Below are 21,167 nucleotides of genomic sequence, written 5' to 3'. Positions count from 1 at the left end.
GCAGACACCTGATTTATGATTGTCTCCGGACTTACTTCTGTTTGCTATCTGGGGGTATATATAAGATTAACCCCAGTTGTAGATAATGAGATAACCCAGTACCGACAATTGTTACATTACCATTTCCAGATCTTCATCTTCACAGTCACGGTCTTGACGGTCCATGAGCGCATTGAGGATCAGTTCAGCCAGTCGGATGGCACCTTTATAGCCAACGATCGGCATGTAAGAATGAACATAACGATCGATGATCGGGAAACCAACACGGACCAGAGGGATATCTTCGGCACGGGCGACTTGTTTGCCGTGAGTGCCGCCGATTAATAAGTCTACCGGATCATTTTTAATCCATTGGTGCAGTTCAAACAGGTCACCGGCTTGCTTGGCAGTACAGCCTTCAACGCCGAATTTTTCCAGTAGCGCAGCGGCTTTTCGGTCAAAGGCCGCTCCAGGGGTCCCAGTTACCATGTATTTAGGAATCATGCCCATTTCCAGAACGATCTGAGCCATCCCCAAAACAGTGTCCGGATCGCCGAAAATAGCCACGGTTTTGTTGTGGGTGTATTGATGAGAATCCAAGAGGATATCCATTAACTGGCCCCGTTCTTCTTCAATTTCATAAGGGACTTCATTTTTAGAGAACTGGTTCAAAGCCATAATGAAGGCATCGGTGTTTTCGACGCCAATTGGCAGTGGCAGGGTTTTGTAAGGCACCTTGCATTTTTTCTCCAGGGTGTCAGCGGCAAATTCAGAGGTCAGTTCGCCTAAGCCCAGACTCATTTCACAGTTGCCCAGATCCCGGATATCAGCAATAGTGGTGCCGCCTTTGGGATACATGGTGTAATTGCCGGTCATTGGGGCATCTAAAACGCCGCTGGTATCGGGCAGCATAATGAACTCGGTACCCATCAGCTTCATCAGCCGTTTCATTTCCCGCATGTCGCCAGGGTTGACAAAGCCGGGGAAGAGGGCCAGTTTGCCATTTTTTTCGCCAGTTGATTCAGATAGATATTTAATAAATCCGGAGATCATGTTATAATAACCGGTAATATGTGAACCAACATAGCTTGGCGTATTGGTGTGAACGACCAATTTGCCTTCAGGTACTTTGGCATCCTGGATGTAACCACTCAGGTCATCACCGATGGTTTCACTCAGACAAGTGGTATGCACTGCAATGATCTCAGGGTCGTAAATATCAAAAATGTTTTTAATCGCCGTTTTTAAGTTGGAGCCACCGCCGAATACGGATGCGCCTTCGGTAAATGAACTGGAAGATGCAATAGCTGGATCTTTAAAGTGTCGGGTTAAAAACATCCGATGAAATGAACAGCATCCTTGAGAGCCATGGCTGTGGGGCATACATTGGTGAACGCCCAGGGCTGCGTACATCGCACCGACTGGTTGACATGTTTTTATCGGATTGATTCGTAGGGTGGATCGGTCCGATAATTTTTTTGGGGTTAATTCTAACATTATTCCATACCTCCTAAGCTGCCAACTAACGTGGGTTCACTTTTCCATGGGGCTTGAACCATATTCCAAACCGGGGTATAAGTGGCCATTGTAATGTCTTTGGCGAAATTGAGTGCTCCTCTGAATCCAGCGTAGGGACCGCTGTAATCATAGGAATGTAGTTGTCGTGAGGGAACTCCTGATTTTTGAATAATAAATTTGTCTTTAATTCCCGAGAAGAAAATATCAGGTTTTAATAGTTTTAAAAATTCTTCTGTTTCAAAATGGTTAAAGTCATCGGTAATGATGGCACCTTCGGAAATATCAGACCATAAGCCATCATATTTTTCCAGCGGAACACCGGCGGCTTTCAGAGCTTCAAGTTTTTCGGGCGTATGGAAGGTTTTGTAATTTGCTTCGTCTTTAGTGACCGTAATACTTTCAATGTTTTTAGAATCCGCATCCATTTTAATCGTCGGAATCACATCACGACCTTCGTAGTCGTCACGATGTCCAAACTCGTAACCAGCCAGGATAACTTCCACTCCCAACGATTTTAACAGATTGATATAGTGGTGGGTTCGTGATCCGCCAACGTAAACAGCGGCTTTTTTGCCATCGAGTTTTGATTTATAATAACTCATTGCTTCTTCAATTTCGCCGATTTCTTCAGCAATGACGGCTTCGGTACGAGCCAGTAATTCGGGATCATCAAAATACAGAGCAATATCCATTAAAGACTTTTTAATCCCATCGACACCGATGAAATTAACCTTGATCCAGTCCATGCCGTATTTAGTTTTCATCATTTCGGCAATATAGTTAATCGAACGATGGCATTGAACCAGGTTCAGATCGGCGGTATGGGCATTTTTAAGATGATCATAGCTGCCGTCACCAGTCATGACAGAGACCACGTTGTAACCGATGCGCTTTAAGATCCGCTCAACTTCCCAACCGTCACCGCCGATGTTGTATTCACCCAAAAGATTGACGGAGTATTTTTGTGGTTCGGCATCACCGGTACCGATGATGTATTTCATCAAACCGTTGTTGGCAATATGGTGACCGCCGGATTGGCTGACGCCCTTATACCCTTCACAACTGAAGGCTAAAACCTTGATGCCGTACAGTTTTTCAGATTCTGCAGCCACCGCATGGATGTCATCACCAATTAATCCAACCGGACAGGTGGAGCTGATCATGATACATTCCGGGTTGAAAATTTCAACCGCTTCTTTGATGGCCTGTCGTAATTTTTTTTCACCGCCGAAGACGATGTCGGTTTCCTGCATGTCGGTGGAAAAACTGTATTGGGTAAAGTCTTTGGTGTTTTCATCACCCTTGGCTTTGTTTCGTCTGGTTCCCCAGGTGTAGTAGGCACAACCGATGGGGCCGTGAACGATGTTGACAACATCTTTTAATGGGCCGATAACAACCCCTTTACAACCTGCGTAGCAGCAGCCACGGTTGGTCATAATCCCGGGAATCGCCCGGGTATCAGCGGCGATGACTTGCGGCTCACCGCCTTCAATTTCAATGACATGTTCTTTTCGGTTTTTATATATTTTAGAGCTATATTTATCGAGTACTTTATCTCTAGAATCCATTCAAATCACCTCTTTCTAAAATGCATCCGCATTTTTTTCGCCACTTCGTACCCGAATGGACTCTTCAATTGGGATGACAAAAATTTTACCATCTCCCGGATTTCCAGTTTGATTGCTATCGATAATAATGGAAACAACCTTGCTGACATCCTCATCTTCACAAATCACGGTGAAAAATCGTTTCGGAATTAAACGGGAGGATTCGGTTAATGCTTCACCCATGGATGAGACGGGCATCTCACCAGCGTCAACAATATCCTGAATGATCGATAAATCAATACTTTTCTTGCCACGACCAAGCACCTTTAAACAGGTAAAAGCAGGATAGCCTTCGTTGACAAGGGCTTCTTTGGTCTGGTTTACTTTATTCTGCCTGATAATCGCCATAACTTCTTTCATATCAATTCCTCCTTTTACAGGCCGGCTGTTCCAGTACTGATTGTATACGCTTCTTCTACGGGAGAAATGAAAATACGACCATCTCCAAAAGTACCTTCCTTGCCAGTTTTTGCATATTTCATAATTATTTTTACAACATCATCTTTGTCTTCGTCTTTGACAATACAAAGCAGCATGACTTTGGGGATTTCATCATAATAAACGTCCCCAACTTTAATACCTTTTTGTTTTCCTCGTCCATATACATCCAGTTTTGTTACAGCTGAGAATCCAGCGGACAACATTTCGGATAAAACAACGCCTGTTTTCTCAGGTCTGATAATTGCGCGTACCATTAACATATGTAAAACCTTCCTTTCGCTCTTAAAGCATTAATCTTAATGTACCGACTAAATGTCCATCAAGCCGTGTTCCATCAACAGTTCTTCCAAACGATCCTGGTGCATTGGGGTAGGCACTACAAACATTTCATTACTGTCGACAGCAGCAGCCAAATTACGATATTCCTGAGCCTGGTTGGCAGTGTCATCAAATTCCAGAACGGTTTTTTTATTGATTTCGGCCCGTTGAACCATGTTATCACGGGGTACAAAGTAGATCATCTGGCTGCCCAGCTCTTTTGCAAAGGCATCAACCAGTTCTTTTTCGCCATCAACATTACGACTGTTACAGATGATCCCACCAAGTCGAACGCCGCCACTTGAAGCATATTTCTGAACCCCTTTTGCGATATTGTTGGCAGCATATAAGGCCATCATTTCACCCGATGCGACGATATAGATTTCCTGCGCTTTACCTTCACGGATCGGCATGGCAAAACCACCACAGACAACGTCACCTAATACATCGTAGAAGACATAATCCAGATCGTCGGTGTAGGCACCGAGTTGTTCCAGCATCCCGATGGAAGTAATAATTCCCCGGCCAGCACAGCCAACACCGGGTTCCGGTCCACCTGATTCCACACATTGAATGCCCCGGAATCCTGGTTTTAAGATCGCTTCCAGTTCGATTTCTTCGCCTTCTTCACGAAGGGTATCCAAAACGGTTTTTTGTGCCAGACCACCAAGCAACAACCGGGTTGAATCCGCCTTTGGATCACATCCGACTACCATAATGTTTTTGTCCATTAAGCCAAGTCCGGCTGTCAGGTTCTGGGTTGTGGTTGATTTACCAATACCACCTTTTCCATAAATAGCGATTTGTCTCATAATCTGTTCCTCCTGAGTGTGAAAAATTTAAGATCCAATGCAAGTTTTTGAGCAAAAATAAAAGAAGTCCTGGCCTTTCACAACAGTGTAAATGGTAAGACTTCCTTGTCTAAAAAACTTATTTTGTTTTGCATAAACGAAAAGGTCTTAATCGGCCGCCCTGATTGAGCAGCAAATTAAGACCTCTTTGTCTAAATAGGGGTGGATGTGAGGGTAACAAAAAGGTCTCAGCACTTACCCAATTGTAAGGAGCTGAGACCACATTGTCTTTGTCAAATCCGTATTGCATTGTTTTCTATGGGCTTATTATCCATGGAATTAAGGGATAAGTCAAGCTGCTTCGCTTGTAAACCCTTTTCAAAGTGAAATGGGTTTAAGAATTGGCTGGCAGTGCGAGTGTTTTTTTTGAGCCCAAACCGGGGTTGTACTTTAGTTTGCTGATGCGTTTATGAACTGTCAGATAGGATGAAATCATTTTCACGGGTTGCTAATGTATTTTGAATCAATTGACAAATTCTTGCTTAAATAAAACTTAAGAGATCCTTAAATATCACCCAAACGATCAGCCACAGCTGGAGCAGGAAGAACAGTCGCCGCAGGATTTTTTCATTGGATCATGAACCAGTATGGACCGGACGGTGGCGGTTTTTAAATCAACTGTTACAATATTATCCTGAATGATTTCCATTTTGCCATCACTAAAAACAATGGTCATCGGTTCGGGAACCAGTATTTCCGGATCCAGAGTACCCGGTTTCATCAGCGGCTGGACGAACTGCTTGCCTTCCGGGGTGGTGATCATCAAACCGTTGTTGCCGGTAATCAGGGAGCGGACCTTCCCGGCGGGGGAATAGTTCACTGAATTTTCGTCGCAATTAATGCCATGAGCGTTGCTGTCATAGGCGATCACAATCCCGATCGGGGTGACAATGGGTTCGGGCAGGGCGGGTTCAAAACTTTTCAGCTTGCCGTTTTCATATAAGGAGAAACCGTAGCGCACCTTCACCAGCCCATCGGGACTATTGATTTCGATGGTTTCCTGAGGCCACATGGTCAGACTCTTCAGTGCCCCGCTTTCATAAAAGCAGAGGCTCACGACCTTGGCGGAAAAGGCTCCCACCGCCAGATCAAAGGCCATTGGTTTGGCCAGGGTATATTCGTCATGCTCGGTCCAGTAGCCGTTAATCCGACCGTTTAAGGGGAACAAACGGTGGATCCGGCCATTTTCATAAAAGCTGATTCGTTCGGCGGACAGGTTTCCCAGAGAGGTGATCACCTCAGTCGCATTTTCCAGATCGATACTTTTAATCTGGCCGCTTTTAAAAAATTCCAGGGCCAGCCCCTCCCGATTTCTCAGGTTGGCCGGACCATAGTGGGGAATCAGCATCCCGACTGGGGTATTGATGGTATTGGGTTCGTCGAAGGCACAGCCTTTGGGTGAACCGTCGGTATAGGTTTCTAAATAGGTGACCCCGGCGAGGGGGCCATAGTTTTCAGTTTGGCAGGTTGGCATAATAAGCTCCTTCTATTCACAGACGACATGGGTAATCACCACATGCGTAGCGGAATTGTTTTTATTTTCGACCCGGTATTGCATCTGCATTGCCGGTAACTGGTGTTCAAACCATGGCGGGATATGATCACAAACCAGCTTAAGGGCATAAAATGGCGTTTCTTTTAAAAACGGCAACAGCGCTGCTTTTGAACTGAGCTCCGGATGTTTTCTCTGTACCTCGGTTAAATCAAAATGGTAATATCCGGGGATCTCGGTTTCTACCGGTGTCCGGGATAATAAAATAGCATCGGCCTGTGCTTCCTCATTCTGGCTGATCAGATCGGCCTGGATGGCATCCAAAAGTTCGGGATCAAAATCTTCAGCTTCACAGATAACAAAGCCGGAACGGTCAAAAATCTGATAGGGGACGCCGCTGATTGATTTGGCAATAATAATCCGGCAGTCATTGAAGGCACCCAGCATCTGGCTGATGTTTTCCCGGATTGAAGCCAAACCACCCGATAGATCACATGAAAAAGGAATCCGCTCGGATGGACTCCAGTGGGCTGCTTCTTTGGAAAAGAAGACAAAATTCGACATCTCATCAAAGCGGGCCAGTTGGCCGTTGTCATCACAAAAGACCGCCATCAGGTTTAAATTTTCTTTCATTTGTTTACCTCTTATGATTAAATCTTATAATACGAAATCCAGTGTAAATTAGTTGTAGTATAGCACAGAAATAAAAAAGCGAAACGCAATTAACACGAAATCCGGTGAAAAACGATTGCAGAAATTTGGGACTTAAGTAAAGTTTGATTTTTTAGTAAACGGTAAAAAGCAGAAAGAAAAACACCCCTTGATTAGTCAAAGGGTGTTGGTTAGGGAATAGACTAGTTTAGATCATCATCGCTGAACTGGTTTTCCAGTTTTTTCTGGCGTTTTTTTACCAGGGTGCCGGTAATAAACAGGGCGACAAAGATCAGGGCAAACAACATCGCAAAGATAAAGGCCGTCAGAGCGCCCAGGGCCAGCAAATTGTCTTTTAAATAAGCGTGATTTAGATACATCGTAATGGCATAAATGACGGCAAAAGAACCGGAGCCGATCAGGCTGTAGATCAGGTAGTTTTTGGTGGTGGGTTTACTGTAGAAATCCCATTGACCCTTTTTATAACAGCCGACCATGACCCCGCCACAGCAGATCATAAAGATGGCCCACTCAAATCCCCATTGGCTAAAAGGGGCATTGAGAAACATCGACTGGACGATAATACTGCCAAGCAACAGCCAGAAAACAATCCAGAAACAAACATGCTCGATTTTATACAATTCCAGTTCCTGGCGCTCATCAACCACTTTTCTAATTTTTTTCATTGTCGTTTTCCTCCCAGAATAAATCGTTCAACGTTTTTCCCAGCGCTTTACAGATGGCGATGCATAATTGTAAAGAGGGGTTGAATTTACCGGTTTCAATCATACCGATGGTTTGGCGGGTGACGCCAACCCGTGTGGCCAGTTCTGCCTGGGAGATATCTTTTTCAACCCGGGCTACTTTCAGTTTTATATTTTTCATCTAATCACTCCTGACATGATTTATAGTATACTATAAAAAACAAAAAGTCAAATATATATTGCATTATGTCATATAAAAAAAGCAGACTGTGATTGTCTGCTGGTTGTGAAAAGGGCCTTTTGAGGCTGGCCGCAGCAATCAATTTTTAATTGCGGTACAAGGAACCTAATCAAAAAATGACAACTGCTGGCTACCGTGCTCCAGTTTATAATGGCCGACAATGTCCTCCATTTTGTAGAGTAGCCCATAATGCTGGCATTCCCTGGTAAAGATCGTCCAGAGACTTTTGGCCTGAGGGCTGGCGCAGCTGTAGGCATTGCCAAAACGGCGGAGGTACTCTTTTTTGATGCCGGGAAAATGGGCATCCAGCTGATCGTAATAATAAAGGCGTTGGGAATCCCGCAGAGTCACCCCGAAGGCGGGATAAATAAACCGGGCGCCCTGCTCGGCTGCAGCAGTCACAATGGCCTTAATATTTGCCGGGGTATCATTAATAAAAGGCAGAATCGGCATCAGCAGAATGCCGGTAAAAATACCGTGATCCGATAGCGACTTGATGGCTGCAAAACGGGCCGAACTGGGCGCGACCTGGGGTTCGATTATTTTAGCAAGCGCATCGTCGAAACAGGTAACTGTAATTTTGATAATCACAGGTGATCGCTTCTGAATTGCTAAGAGTAGATCCTTATCCCGGGTAACAAGCGGGCTTTTGGTGGCGATGGCCACCCCATAACCATAGCGTTTAAACAGCTCCAGGGCCTGACGGGTGAGCTGATGTTTCTTTTCCATGGGATTGTAGGGGTCGCTCATGGCGCCGGTACCTACCACGCCCTTTAAGGTTTTGCGGCGCAGGTTATCTTCCAGAATGGTCAGGGCTTTTTCTTTGGCCCGAACCTGGTCGAAGGCGTTGATCCCATAGCAGTCGCTGCGGCTGTCGCAGTAAATACAGCCATGGGAGCAGCCCCGGTAGATATTCATGTTATAGTCGGTGCCGAACCAGAAATTATTTTTGGTTCGGGTCAGCATATTTTTAGCCGGGATGGTTTCCATAAGCGACCTTTCGTTAGTGCGTTATTAGCGGACAATCAAACCCATTAGCTTAGCCAATTCGGCGGCCTGGAAGGTGGTGACAACAGCCCCGCTTAATGCTTCGATAGAGACGATCAGGCCGCCAATCTGGCAGCTGGTGAAGTCCAGTCCTTTCAGCGGTGTTTTAAAAAAACTGGTTTGGCTGAAATTGACATCATCCAGTTTAATCTGGGTAAGTTTACATTCGGAAATGGTGGCTTCGCTGAAATCGCATTGGGAAATTTCCAGGGCCTTGAGTTTAGCCTTGCTGAAATTGGCATAGTGGAAACTGGAGTCCGTAGCCAGAAAATTCTCCAGCTGGGCTTGAAAAAAATCAGCACCCACCAGCTTACAGGCAAAAAATTCACAGCGGTTAAAGTAGCCCTCAGCAAAATTACTATTGGACAGGCTGCAGGATTGAAAACGCAGATCCCGGCAGTCAACTTTTTCAAAATTGCAGTCCGAAAAGTCACAGTTTTCAAAAAGTGATTCCCGAAATGAGAGCTGGGAAAAATCCTCATTATTAAATGTTAAATCTTTAAAATGCTGGCCTTCAATATCCTCTTCTTCATCCCGGGCCCAGGCCAGCAGGGAGAAAAAATCCTCGGTGAACTCCAGAACAGGAGGAATGTTTGGTGTTGATCGTTTCATAAAGCCTCCGGTAGTATAGTATATTATGATCAGTTTAACACGATTTTTAAAACTGCACAATTAAATGGGCTTCAGATATTTGCAATTTTCAGCGATAAAGCTTATAATTTTTTAAGAGTCATTGTGATTATACAAAAAAACAGGAGAAAAAATGAAAACATCTCAGCGTATCCAAAAAATGGGGGAACCCGCCCTTTTAAAATATTATCCACTGGTTAGTGAGGCCCAGAAAAAGGGCAAGAAAGTTTATTTTTTAAACATCGGCCAGCCGGATATCAAAACCCCGGCCGGTTTTTTAGACAGTGTTAACTGTATTGATCAGGAAGTCTTATCCTACCAGGCTCCGGAGGGGATCATCGAGCTTCGGCAAGCAGCTTGCGATTATTACCGGCGGCTGGGTCTTCATTACGATGTTGGGGATCTTTTTGTCACCAACGGCGGCAGCGAAGCCTTGCTGTTTACCTTTATCGGAATCTGCAATGCCGGGGATGAAATCCTCACCGCCGAACCGCTCTATAGCATTTATAAGGAAATGGCGGCGGCCACCGATGTTAATCTGGTTGGTTTTAAAACCTACGCTGAAGACGGCTTTGCCCTGCCAGCGGCTGCGGTGATTGAAGCAGCCATTACACCCCGAACCAAGGCGCTGTTGATGACCAATCCCGGGAATCCCACCGGTAAGGTTTTTTCCCGGGAAGAAATTGAGGTGATGGTGAAACTGGCCATCAAACACAATCTCTATCTGATTTCTGATGAGGTTTACCGGGAGTTTGTCTATGACAGTCAGGACTATCTGAGTCCGGCCCAGTATGACGAACTGGCCCAGCATTTTATTCTGATTGACAGTATTTCCAAACGCTACAGCGCCTGTGGCGCACGGATTGGTTTTATTGTCTCCAAAAATAAAACCCTGATGAATCAGCTTAAAAAACTGGTCCAGATGCGATTGTCGGTTTCGACAATCGATCAGATTGGAGCGGTTTCGTTGCTGAAGCTGGATGGGGATTTTTTTGATGGGGTTTTAAAGGAATATACCTGTCGCCGGGAGATTGTTTACGCTGCCCTTCAGGAAATTCCTGGGGTTATCTGCAAAGAACCCCGGGGGGCTTTTTACTTTATGGCCAAGTTGCCAATCAAAGAAGCCAGTCATTTTATCGAGTGGCTGATCACTGATTTTGATTATCAGGGTGAAACAGTGCTGTTATCCCCGGCCAATGATTTTTATTTAACCCCCCAGGACGGTGCTGATGAGGTTCGGATTGCCTATGTGCTTAATGGCGAGGATATGAAAAAGAGTATGGAAGTATTAAAGCATGGTCTGGCTGCGTATGAAAAAGCTTTTCCAGAGCAGTGTAAATAAAAAAACAAGAGGAGAATAAATTGAAAATCAAGTCAGTACAGAAGGGGCAAAATTATCTGGGCTTTCTCTTTATAAAGTCGCAGATGACCAAAACCGCTACCAATGGCAGTCGCTATTTTAATATGGTCTTGAATGATGCCGATTTTGACGAAATCGATGGGAAGAAATGGGACGTAAAACCAGAGGAAGAGGAAATCTTCACCAATGGCAAACTGGTAAAAATAAAGGGGAAGGTTCAGGAATTCAACAACCGGCTACAGCTGATCGTCGAAAAAATGCGATTGGTCGATGAATCAGATGAGGTGAGCATCAATGATTTCATTGAAACCGTACCGGTGGATATTGATGAAATGCTGGGTTATATCAATGATACCATTGATGATTTTACCAATGCTGACATTGCTGCCATCACCAGTAAAATCTTTAGTGATCAAACCGAGATTCTGAGCTATTTTCCAGCCGCCAAAAAGCATCATCATGCCATAAAGGGCGGACTGCTTTATCATATTTATTCGATGCTCCGTATCGGCAAGAGTCTGGCGGGAATTTATCCCTTGATCAACCGGGATCTGCTGTATGCTGGCATCATCCTCCACGATATCGGAAAAATCAATGAGATGGTTTCGGATGAAAACGGATCGGTATCCGATTATACCCCTGAGGGCAAACTGCTGGGGCACATCACCCAGGAAATTGTCGAACTGGAGCTGGTCGGTCAGTCTCTGGGCGCCGATCCGGAGGTTCTGATGATGCTTAAACACATGATTCTTTCCCATCATTACCAGCCGGAATTTGGCAGTCCCAAACGGCCAATGTTTCCGGAAGCAGAACTGCTCCATCACATTGACATGATCGATGCCCGGATGTATACCATGGAACAGGCCTTGAACCGGGTGGAACCGGGAAGCTTCACTGAAGCCAATTGGAGCCTTGACGGAATCAGTCTGTATCGCCGCAGTTTTTTATAGGAGCAGCTTATGAGTCTTGTCTATCAGGAAAAAAAGCGGGTGGCCTGTTACGAATCGGATTCCACCGAGAAAATGCTGCCCACCACTGCCATGAACTATTTTCAGGAAGCCTCCACCAACCAGGGCAATCAGTTGGGTTTGGGTGGGGATTACTTAAAGGAAAACAATCTGGCCTGGTTTCTGGTCAAATATGCGATCCGCTTCTACGATTATCCTCGCTACCAGGATGAGGTGACGGTGACGACCCGGGCGACCGGGATGGAGAAATTCTGTGCCACAAGACGGTTCACCGTCGAGGATGCAAGTGGCGTGGTTAAGGTTACCGCCGATACTCAGTGGTTGCTGATTAACCGGGAGACCGAAAAAATGGAGCGTATTGACGAACATCCGGAGATGGATGCCTATGAGTGTTTTGATAAAGGGGAACCGATCTTCAAGAAGCTTTCAAAAATTAATCAAGTCGATCTCGAAAAGTGTTTCTCGGTACGGTTTCTCGATATTGATTTTAATCAGCATGTCAACCATGTCAAATATCTGGCCTGGGCCATTGAGGTTCTGCCCCTGGAGGTGGTTAAAAGCAAGGTCCTGGCTGAAGCAAAAATGATTTATAAGGCCCAATGCTTTTACGGCGATCAGATCCGGGCGCTCGGTGAGAAATTGGGGGAAAGCCAGTATCGGATTGATATTGTTAATCAGGACGATATCATTTTGTGTCAACTGGAGCTGATGCTTAAGTAAATGAACCGCCTTCATCGGATTTTTTTATGATCTGGTGGCGGTTTTTCTTTTACCCGGAAAGGATAGGAAGATTAAAAGTTGTAAGATTAATGCTATTTACAAAAACAATAATAAAACGCTTTCAAAGATTATAAAATGGTGTATTTGTAAAAAAATTGATATAAAAATGAAAATAAAATTTAATAATAGAGAATAAATACACATATTTAAAGAAAATGATGAGCCAAAAGCATCTAGAGTAAAAAATGATACAAAATTAACAATTAAAACAGGGATTGCAGATGAAATTATAGTAAAATTTTATCATAACTATTGTTTGATTTTTATTATCGAATCGGTTAAACTTATAGTAGTTGTTAAATATTTATCAAAGTATTGGAGGAGAAAAAATGGGATTTAAATCAGACATTGAGATTGCACAAGAAGCTACACCACAGGATATTCGTGAGATAGCAAAGAAATTGGGTTTAACAGAAGACGATCTGGATTTATACGGGAAGTATAAAGCAAAGGTAGACTATAACCTGTTAAAGAAAACAACCGGAAAAAAAGCCCGGTTAATCCTGACCACTGCCATCAATCCAACACCAGCCGGTGAAGGAAAAACGACCACCACAATCGGGGTTGCTGATGGATTATCACGAATTGGAAAAAATACCCTGGTAGCCTTGAGAGAACCATCCTTAGGACCAGTATTTGGTGTCAAAGGTGGAGCCGCAGGTGGCGGATACGCTCAGGTTGTGCCAATGGAAGATATCAACCTTCACTTTACCGGTGACTTCCATGCCATCGGAGCTGCCAACAATTTACTGGCAGCAATGCTGGATAACCACATCAAACAAGGAAACGAACTGAAAATCGACGCCAAGAAAATTACCTGGAGACGATGTATTGATATGAATGACCGTCAACTGCGAAATGTTGTCGATGGTTTAGGCGGATCCGGAGACGGTGTTGTCCGTGAAGATGGATTTGACATCACAGTAGCTTCTGAAGTTATGGCCGCCTTCTGTCTGGCCAGTGATATCTCTGATTTAAAAGCCCGACTGGGACGCATCATCGTTGGTTACAGCGTTGCCGGAGAACCAATCACTGCTGAACAGTTAAAAGCCAACGGTGCCATGGCAGCTCTGTTAAAAGATGCCTTGAAACCAAACCTGGTACAAACCCTGGAAGGCACACCCGCCTTTATCCATGGTGGACCATTCGCCAATATCGCTCACGGCTGTAACTCAGTAATCGCAACCCGTATGGCCATGCATTTTGCTGACTACGTCGTCACCGAAGGTGGATTCGGAGCCGACCTTGGCGCTGAAAAATTCCTCGATATCAAATGTCGGATGGCTGGTTTAAAACCGGATGCCGTAATCATTGTTGCTACCGTACGAGCCCTTAAATACAATGGTGGCGTTGCCAAAGCTGACCTGAACAACGAAAACCTGGACGCTTTAAAAGCCGGTCTGCCAAATCTGTTAAAACATGTTGAAAACATCACCCAGGTCTTTAAACTGCCAGCGGTTGTTGCCATCAACGAATTCCCACTGGATACTGAAGCTGAACTGGCACTGGTTAAAGAAGAATGCCAGAAGCTGGGCGTTAACGTGGCCATTTCCCAGGTATGGGCAAAAGGCGGCGAAGGCGGGGAAGCATTGGCCAAAGAAGTGGTTCGTTTAATTGACGAAAGCGAAGGCACCTTCGAATACTGTTACGAACTGGATATGCCAATCAAAGCAAAAATCGAAGCCATTGCCACCCGTATTTACGGAGCAGACGGCGTAGACTTTACTCCGACCGCAGCCAAAGAAATCGAAAGACTGACATCCCTTGGCTTTGACAAGGTGCCAATCTGTATGGCTAAAACCCAATATTCTTTAACCGATGACCAGACCAAACTGGGTCGTCCAACTGGTTTTAGAATCACAGTACGTCAGGTTAATATCTCAGCCGGAGCTGGCTTTATTGTCGCGCTGACCGGAGAAATCATGAAAATGCCTGGTCTGCCTAAAGTACCAGCAGCCGAAAAAATTGATGTTGATGAAAACGGCGTAATTGCTGGTTTATTCTAGAAATAATCTCTTTCTGTATCGAGAGGGTTCTTAAGAACCCTCTCGATACAGGAATGTAAAAAAATAACAATAAAAATTGAAGTGGAGTTAGTAAATGGAATTTGATGCAGTAGGAACTGACCTTGGTTCTATCTCGGAAAAAAAATGCACAGAATTTGTTGAAGCCCTGTACAGCAAGGCAGCGGTTCCAGGTGGTGGTGGCGCAGCCGCATTAGTCGGTGCTGTCGGAACGGCTCTGGCCGGAATGGTTGGAAACCTTACCACGGGAAAGAAAAAATACGCAGAATTCGAAGACGATATTCAGCGGATTTTAAAAGAAGCGCAAGTGCTTCAGGATCGTCTTTTAGCGATGATTGATGAAGATGCAAAAAACTTTTTACCGCTATCAAAGGCTTATGGTCTTCCCAAAGAAACCGAAGAAGAAAAAGCTTACAAAGAAAAAACCTTAGAAGAATGTACAAAGGTTGCCTGCAGTATTCCGCTTGAAATTGTTGAAGTATGTTACAAGGCAGTTTTATTACAGGAAGAACTGGTAGGAAAAGGTTCAGCGCTGGCAATCAGTGATGTTGCTTGTGGTGTTCAGTGTTTAAGAGCGGCTATGATCAGTGGTTGGGTGAATGTTTTAATTAATATAAAAACAATCAAAGACGCAGATTATGTAGCTGATGTTAATAATCGAGTCAAACCGATGCTGGACAAAGGCGTTGAAATCTGTGATCGTGTTTATGCAGATGTTGAAAAACAACTTTCATAATAATTAATTAAAAATTTTGAACAAAGAGGAGAATTATAATTATGGCAGCAAAATTATTAAGCGGAAAAGAAGTTAGTGAGTCAATGCTGGCTGAAGTACTGAAAGATGCCAACGAACTAAAAGAAAAAGGCATTCAGGTAAAAATGGCAATCATGCGAGTTGGGGAAGATCCAGGTTCTATTTCTTATGAAAAGAGCATCATCACCAGAATGGGAAAATCAAATATTGAAGTTGAATCTGTTCAATTCCCGATTGATGTAACCGAAGCTGATTTCATTGCCAAACTTCAGGCAATCAATGAAGACAAAAACATTCACTCTGTGTTAATCTTCCAGCCGCTTCCAGATCAAATTGATGCTGAAAAAATCAAATATCTGTTAAGCCCTGAAAAAGATCCAGATGCCCTTAATCCAACAAACTTAGGTAAATTGATGATCGCAGACGAAAGAGGATTCTTCCCATGTACAGCTGAAGGTGTTATGGAAATGTTCAAATTCTATAATATCGATGTTAAGGGTAAAGACGTTGTTGTTATTAATAACTCTAACGTGTTGGGAAAACCACTGACAATTATGTTAACAAACGAATTTGCGACTGTTACCATGTGTCACGTTCATACAAAATCGACAGCTTCCTTCACAAAAACTGCTGATATTGTTGTTACTGCTTGTGGTATTTATGGTCTGGTTCGTGCTGATATGTTAAGCGAAGATTGTATTTTAATCGACGTTGCAATGTCTCAGATGAAAGATGAAAACAAAGAATTTGTATTAAACGAAGAAGGCAAGAAAATCCGAGCTGGGGATGCTCATGTTGACTGTCTGGACAAGGTTGCCATGATTACTTCAGCAACACCAGGATGTGGCGGCGGAACAGGCCCAATTACAACAGCTTTACTGGCTAAACACGTTATCAAAGCTTGTAAAATGCAAAGCGGATTACTATAAAATCTGAAAAAACAAAGGAGGTATACAATTGGAGGATTACACGAAGTTTAAACTGAAAAGAAAGGAAGAGCTCGATGCGGTTTTGGCAGACAAGAATGACTTGTTTGTTGTAGCCTGTAACAAATGCTTCAAAGAACTCGCTAGTTTTGATGAACCTGAATGCGGTCTGTTTGAAGAGATTGCCAAAGAACAGGGCAAGAATATCGTTGGCTCGGCACAAATCGATTTTTTGTGCAACGAACCATTAACATCGAAGGCCTTCCAGGATCTTATTCCCCAAGACGCCAAAAATGTATTTGTTATTTCATGTGGTTTGGGTATCCAGACCATGGCAGGATTGCTTGATATTCCGGTTTATGCCGGTAGCGACACTGTAACTGTTGATGGTTACCATGGAATGGCATTAACAACGACCTTATGTGAAGCATGTGGTCAGTGTTATCTGAACATGACCGGTGGGATCTGCCCAGTTGTAGACTGTTCTAAGAGCCTGTTGAACGGCCAATGCGGTGGTGCTAAAAATGGCAAATGTGAAGTTGACAAAGAAATGGACTGCGGATGGCAGCTCATTTATGAACGATTGGAAAAACAGGGACGTTTACAGGAACTGTTGGATAAACCAGTGGAACTTCGGGATTATACCAAAGTTAATCATAAGTTCGTCAGCGAATATGTAAAATCAGTTCGTGAAGAACGATATGAAGGTTACTATGGTGGTATTCACCCAACCGAATTCAAAGAGCTGAGTGAACATATCGGACTGGTAGCATTCCCAGATCCAGTCAATGTGGTGATTCCCATGTCACAGCATGCTGGAGCTCCAGCAGAGCCAATTGTGAAAGTTGGCGATCAGGTAAAAATGGGTCAGAAAATTGCTCAGGCTGCTGGTGTTGTCAGTAGCGCCATTCACGCCAGCGTCAGCGGTACTGTTGTAGCGGTTGAACCGCGACGACATCCCGTGAGTGGACTGGATTCACTGGCGATTGTGATTCAATCAGATGGTAAAAATACTCTGGATGAATCCGTAAAACCAGCTGGTGACATTGACAGTTTATCTGCTGATGAAATTATTGAAATTGTCCGTGAAAAAGGAATTGTCGGTATGGGGGGAGCTGGATTCCCAACTGCCGTTAAACTTAAATCGCCAAAACCAATTGAACTGGTATTACTCAATGCCTGTGAATGCGAACCGATTTTAACTGCCGATCACCGAGTTCTGCTGGAATATGCTGATGAAGTGATTTATGGTTTAAAAGCGATGATGAAAGCTTCTGGCGCTCCAAAAGGTGTGATTGCCATTGAAGACAATAAATTGGATGCCGTTGAATTGATGCAGGCTAAAACTGCTGATATTGAAAATATCGAAATTGTTGTTGCTAAAACCAAATACCCACAAGGGGCTGAAAAAATGCTCATCAAACGGGTTATGGGCAAGCAAGTTCCAAGTGGTGGACTGCCAATGGATGTTGGCGCAATCGTGTGTAATGTCAGTACCGCCAAAGCTGTATCTGATGCAATCCAGTTAGGAATGCCGCTCATTGAACGGGTTGTTACTGTCAGCGGTAACCGCATGAACAAACCAGGTAACTACTTAGTTAAGATTGGTACCTCAGTCAAAGATATCGTCAACCATTGCGGCGATGTTAAAGGTGATGATGTTACTGTTAAAATCGGTGGTCCAATGATGGGCTTCGCCCAGGCGGATCTCAATGTGCCGATGCTGAAATGTTCTAACGGAATTATTGCCGTTGAAACAATTGTTAAAGAAGCAGTTGAGTGTATCAAGTGTGGTCGTTGTATGGATGTCTGTCCAATGGAACTGCGCCCACTGTACTTCACAAAATTCGCTTTAGAAGAAAACTGGGAAGGCATGAAAGCACAAAATACCATGGATTGTATTGAATGTGGATGTTGTGAATATATCTGTTCATCAAAGATTCCAATTGTTGAACGCATTAAAATTGGAAAAACTGCCATAAGGGAGGGTAAATAATATGCTGATTACCCAACTAAAATCACAAGAAGCAATCGAAGCGCTGGCTCAGGGAAAAACGGTAATCATCAACTGTCATGGCTGTAAGGAAGTCTATTTTGCAGAACATGAAGCGGATGCATTTCAAAAAGAACTGTCAGCCAACAAAGAAGTAACTCAGATCATCACCACCGATTACATCTGTAATCCGGATAATCTGAAGCTGCAATTAAAAAAACATACTGATGTCATCAATGCGGCTGATACCATTTTGGTATTCTCCTGTGGTGTTGGGATCCAGACTGTTGCTGCACTATTTGAAGGCAAAAAAGTCTATTCCTGCTGTGATACCTATCCATTGCCAGGATTCCAGGGCGTAACACCACTGAATGTCGATTGCGGACAATGTGGTGAGTGCTACCTCAATGGTACTGGTGGAATCTGTCCAATTACTGCATGCTCAAAGAGTCTGATCAACGGCCAATGTGGCGGTGCCAAAGAAGGTAAGTGTGAAGTTGATAAGAACATGGAATGCGGCTGGGAACGAATTTACAGAAAATTGGAGAAACTGGACAAACTGGATAACATGAAATATGACGCACCCAAAGTGCGCAACTATAACAATCCAAACGCAGAATAACCAATAATTTAAAAAGAGTAGGAGTAATTATAAATGAGAATAACTGAGCTGTTTGAACGTGGCGAGTTTGTATTAACTGCGGAAGTAGGACCTCCAAAAGGGGTTGAACTTGACCATTTAATTAAAGATGCCCATGAATATTTAAAAACCCGGGTTCATGCATTGAACGTAACAGATAACCAATCCTCAGTCATGAGAACTGGTTCACTGGCAACCTGTCGAGTTCTGAAGGATGAAGGGCTATTGCCTATCTTCCAGGTAACTTGTCGAGATCGAAATCGTATTGCCCTGCAGTCTGATATCTTAAGTGCAGCATTACTGGGTATTGAAAATTTACTGCTATTAACTGGAGATTACACAACATTGGGTGATCATCCTCAGGCAAAACCGGTTTTTGATTTAGATTCCGTGTCATTGATTCATGCAGTAAAAAGATTGGAAGAAGGTTTTGATATCGCTGGAAATGCGGTTGATGGGGCTCCTCCAAAATTTGCCAAAGGTGCCGTTGTATCACCATGTAGTGATTCAGTCGATGTTCAGTTGGCAAAAATGGAAGCAAAAGTAAAAGCTGGATGTGAATATTTCCAAACTCAGGGTGTTTATGAGCCAGAAAAATTCATCAAATTTATGGAACAAGCAAAACAATTTGGTGTACCTGTACAATTGGGTCTGATCATTCCTAAAAATGTCGGTATGTGCCGATATATGAATGCTAATGTAGCTGGTGTTCATGTTCCTGATGAAATGATTGCTGAATTACAGGCAGATAAAGAAAAAACCAAAGCTGGTGATACTGGTGTTGAAATCTGTGCCCGTCTGATCAGAGAATGTAAAGACTATGCTCAAGGTGTTCATATCATGTCATTAGGTTGGGAAAATAGAATTCCAGAAATTCTTGACTTAGCTGGTATTGCACCAATCACTCCAGTCGTTTAAGAACAAATTAAAACGGAATACCGGCCATGCCGGAGTTTCTAAAATGCTCCTCTTAAGGTGGGCGGTTTATCTAAGTAAACTGCTCATTTTAAGGAGAACGGTTTATTCAAATAGACTGTTCAACTGATGGAGGAGCTTTTATTTTGGTTGTAGCGGTATCAAAATTTATGATACCGGTAGGTTTACAGGTTGGTGAAAAATTGAAAATAGCAGCAATTGCAATAGCGGCAGCTAAATCTGAAGCTACGAATATGCGTTGCGACGTGTACGTAAACAAAAAGCATGTTAATTGATTGTCATGTTCATGTTGGGCTCGGTCAATTAAAAGGTTTGAAAAAATCTGATGTAGCTGATGAAGTCTCAGTTGAGGCGATAAAAGGACTAATTAAAAGCTATCAGAATAAAGGGGTACAGGCAATCCGTGATGGCGGGGATGGTTCGGGAATTGGAATAATTTTCAGAGATATTTCAAAAGATTCCGGTCTTATTTTTAAGACCCCCATCCATGCATTGTATAAAAAGGGCCATTATGGTGACTTTTTAGGCGACTCCGTGGATAATGTAAAAGATGGTATCAAAAAGATGAATCGTCTCATCAAAAAGAAACCAGATTTTATTAAAATTATTTTAACCGGCATCATGAGTTTTACCGATCTTGGTGCCTCAGGTCCGGTGGGGTTTTCTAAAAGTGAATGTTCGGAAATGATTGATCATGCCCATCAACAGGGTTTATCGGTCATGGTTCACGCCAACACCCCAGAGGGTATTATGATCGCTTTGACATCGGGGGCGGATACCATTGAGCACGGCTATGGAATTAATGATGACTGCCTTCATGCCATGCGTGAAAGTGGTACAATCTGGGTGCCGACTTTGGCACCTTTTGCCAATATCGCCAGATGCAACGAAAGTAGCCCGATGAAAAAATATCAAAAAGTATCGGAAGCATATTTTAGACAACATCAGTTGATGGTAAGAAAAGCGGATGCAATGGGTGTGAACATTGCATTAGGTAGTGACTCAGGAGCGACGTTAGTTCCCCTGGGACAAGGCACGTTAGATGAGCTTGCTTACTTAATTGACTGTGGATTGACCAAAGAAAAACTGGAAAACATTGGAAAATGGGTTATTGACCTCTAATTGTGAATGAGCTTAAGAGAATTCCTGAAAATTTTATTTACAGGGATTCTTTTTTTTTTTTTAGACTTTAGTCTGTTGAGCACGCAAAACGTGCGAAATAATAAACCACCTGCTATGCGGGTGGTGGGCAAAAGGGTTATACCCAAAAATCACCTTTCCATGTAAGATAGAGATGTTCAGGCTCT

Annotated in this window: 21 protein-coding genes; 10 read left to right on the top strand and 11 right to left on the bottom strand. The window is 43.5% G+C overall.

Annotated features, from left to right (window positions below; genetic code table 11):
• Nucleotides 1–111: 111 nt before the first annotated feature.
• The 11 genes from nifK to BI182_RS16775 form a co-directional block, all read right to left on the bottom strand.
• Nucleotides 112–1,476: a nitrogenase molybdenum-iron protein subunit beta gene (nifK, locus tag BI182_RS16825; protein WP_070370208.1), complete on the bottom strand. Its 1,365-nt coding sequence runs from the start codon at nucleotides 1,474–1,476 to the stop codon at nucleotides 112–114.
• Entirely contained in the window at nucleotides 1,476–3,065 is a 1,590-nt protein-coding gene (nifD, locus tag BI182_RS16820; RefSeq protein WP_286809627.1) for a nitrogenase molybdenum-iron protein alpha chain, read from the bottom strand. The genes nifK and nifD overlap by 1 nt, the downstream gene beginning before the upstream one ends.
• 15 nt (nucleotides 3,066–3,080) lie before the next feature.
• Complete coding sequence (locus BI182_RS16815) at nucleotides 3,081–3,464, bottom strand: P-II family nitrogen regulator (protein WP_286809624.1); 384 nt, start codon at nucleotides 3,462–3,464, stop codon at nucleotides 3,081–3,083.
• Between the two features lie 14 nt (nucleotides 3,465–3,478).
• A complete protein-coding gene (locus BI182_RS16810; protein WP_148638407.1) occupies nucleotides 3,479–3,805 on the bottom strand; it encodes a P-II family nitrogen regulator in 327 nt (108 codons plus the stop codon).
• Between the two features lie 48 nt (nucleotides 3,806–3,853).
• The gene (gene nifH / locus BI182_RS16805) at nucleotides 3,854–4,675 is read right to left on the bottom strand and encodes a nitrogenase iron protein (RefSeq protein WP_070370204.1); all 822 of its coding nucleotides are present in this window, start codon (nucleotides 4,673–4,675) and stop codon (nucleotides 3,854–3,856) included.
• 562 nt (nucleotides 4,676–5,237) lie between these two features.
• Nucleotides 5,238–6,188: a toxin-antitoxin system YwqK family antitoxin gene (locus tag BI182_RS16800; RefSeq protein WP_286809617.1), complete on the bottom strand. Its 951-nt coding sequence runs from the start codon at nucleotides 6,186–6,188 to the stop codon at nucleotides 5,238–5,240.
• A 12-nt stretch (nucleotides 6,189–6,200) separates the two neighbouring features.
• Nucleotides 6,201–6,839 (bottom strand): Fe-only nitrogenase accessory AnfO family protein, encoded by a 639-nt coding sequence (locus BI182_RS16795; protein WP_148638411.1) that lies wholly within the window; start codon nucleotides 6,837–6,839, stop codon nucleotides 6,201–6,203.
• Between the two features lie 221 nt (nucleotides 6,840–7,060).
• Nucleotides 7,061–7,543, bottom strand: a complete 483-nt coding sequence (locus tag BI182_RS16790; protein WP_148638412.1) for a DUF6773 family protein — start codon at nucleotides 7,541–7,543, stop codon at nucleotides 7,061–7,063.
• Nucleotides 7,530–7,742 (bottom strand): helix-turn-helix transcriptional regulator, encoded by a 213-nt coding sequence (locus BI182_RS16785; RefSeq protein WP_148638414.1) that lies wholly within the window; start codon nucleotides 7,740–7,742, stop codon nucleotides 7,530–7,532. Before BI182_RS16785 ends, BI182_RS16790 begins: the two co-directional genes overlap by 14 nt.
• A gap of 165 nt (nucleotides 7,743–7,907) precedes the next feature.
• Nucleotides 7,908–8,792, bottom strand: coding sequence for an SPL family radical SAM protein (locus BI182_RS16780; protein ID WP_286809615.1), 885 nt, complete (start codon nucleotides 8,790–8,792; stop codon nucleotides 7,908–7,910).
• Nucleotides 8,793–8,816: 24 nt separating this feature from the next.
• Nucleotides 8,817–9,461 carry a pentapeptide repeat-containing protein gene (locus BI182_RS16775; RefSeq protein ID WP_286809614.1) on the bottom strand — a complete coding sequence of 215 codons (645 nt, stop codon included), beginning with the start codon at nucleotides 9,459–9,461 and terminating at the stop codon, nucleotides 8,817–8,819.
• Nucleotides 9,462–9,612: 151 nt separating this feature from the next.
• Between BI182_RS16775 and BI182_RS16770 the strand changes: the two genes are divergently transcribed.
• The 10 genes from BI182_RS16770 to BI182_RS16725 all read left to right on the top strand — a co-directional run bounded on the left by BI182_RS16770 (nucleotide 9,613) and on the right by BI182_RS16725 (nucleotide 20,982).
• Nucleotides 9,613–10,821, top strand: coding sequence for a pyridoxal phosphate-dependent aminotransferase (locus tag BI182_RS16770; RefSeq protein ID WP_286809613.1), 1,209 nt, complete (start codon nucleotides 9,613–9,615; stop codon nucleotides 10,819–10,821).
• Between the two features lie 20 nt (nucleotides 10,822–10,841).
• Nucleotides 10,842–11,789, top strand: a complete 948-nt coding sequence (locus BI182_RS16765) for a 3'-5' exoribonuclease YhaM family protein (protein ID WP_084633490.1) — start codon at nucleotides 10,842–10,844, stop codon at nucleotides 11,787–11,789.
• A gap of 9 nt (nucleotides 11,790–11,798) precedes the next feature.
• Nucleotides 11,799–12,527 (top strand): acyl-[acyl-carrier-protein] thioesterase, encoded by a 729-nt coding sequence (locus BI182_RS16760; RefSeq protein ID WP_148638422.1) that lies wholly within the window; start codon nucleotides 11,799–11,801, stop codon nucleotides 12,525–12,527.
• Nucleotides 12,528–12,916: 389 nt separating this feature from the next.
• On the top strand, nucleotides 12,917–14,593 hold the full coding sequence (locus BI182_RS16755; RefSeq protein ID WP_250933572.1) for a formate--tetrahydrofolate ligase: 1,677 nt from the start codon (nucleotides 12,917–12,919) through the stop codon (nucleotides 14,591–14,593).
• 94 nt (nucleotides 14,594–14,687) lie between these two features.
• Complete coding sequence (locus tag BI182_RS16750) at nucleotides 14,688–15,347, top strand: cyclodeaminase/cyclohydrolase family protein (protein ID WP_070372694.1); 660 nt, start codon at nucleotides 14,688–14,690, stop codon at nucleotides 15,345–15,347.
• A 41-nt stretch (nucleotides 15,348–15,388) separates the two neighbouring features.
• Complete coding sequence (locus BI182_RS16745; protein WP_070372693.1) at nucleotides 15,389–16,294, top strand: bifunctional 5,10-methylenetetrahydrofolate dehydrogenase/5,10-methenyltetrahydrofolate cyclohydrolase; 906 nt, start codon at nucleotides 15,389–15,391, stop codon at nucleotides 16,292–16,294.
• 28 nt (nucleotides 16,295–16,322) lie between these two features.
• Nucleotides 16,323–18,287, top strand: coding sequence for an electron transport complex subunit RsxC (gene rsxC / locus BI182_RS16740; protein WP_286809588.1), 1,965 nt, complete (start codon nucleotides 16,323–16,325; stop codon nucleotides 18,285–18,287).
• Nucleotide 18,288: 1 nt separating this feature from the next.
• On the top strand, nucleotides 18,289–18,906 hold the full coding sequence (locus BI182_RS16735; RefSeq protein WP_070372692.1) for a methylenetetrahydrofolate reductase C-terminal domain-containing protein: 618 nt from the start codon (nucleotides 18,289–18,291) through the stop codon (nucleotides 18,904–18,906).
• A 33-nt stretch (nucleotides 18,907–18,939) separates the two neighbouring features.
• Nucleotides 18,940–19,842 (top strand): methylenetetrahydrofolate reductase, encoded by a 903-nt coding sequence (locus tag BI182_RS16730; RefSeq protein WP_070372691.1) that lies wholly within the window; start codon nucleotides 18,940–18,942, stop codon nucleotides 19,840–19,842.
• A gap of 282 nt (nucleotides 19,843–20,124) precedes the next feature.
• On the top strand, nucleotides 20,125–20,982 hold the full coding sequence (locus tag BI182_RS16725) for an amidohydrolase family protein (protein WP_070372690.1): 858 nt from the start codon (nucleotides 20,125–20,127) through the stop codon (nucleotides 20,980–20,982).
• Nucleotides 20,983–21,167 lie beyond the last annotated feature (185 nt).

It is taken from the genome of Acetobacterium sp. MES1 (genome assembly GCF_002237635.1).
Classification (GTDB): domain Bacteria; phylum Bacillota; class Clostridia; order Eubacteriales; family Eubacteriaceae; genus Acetobacterium; species Acetobacterium wieringae.
Note: the sequence above shows the minus strand (reverse complement) of the source record. Positions and strands in the feature narration are given on the sequence as shown.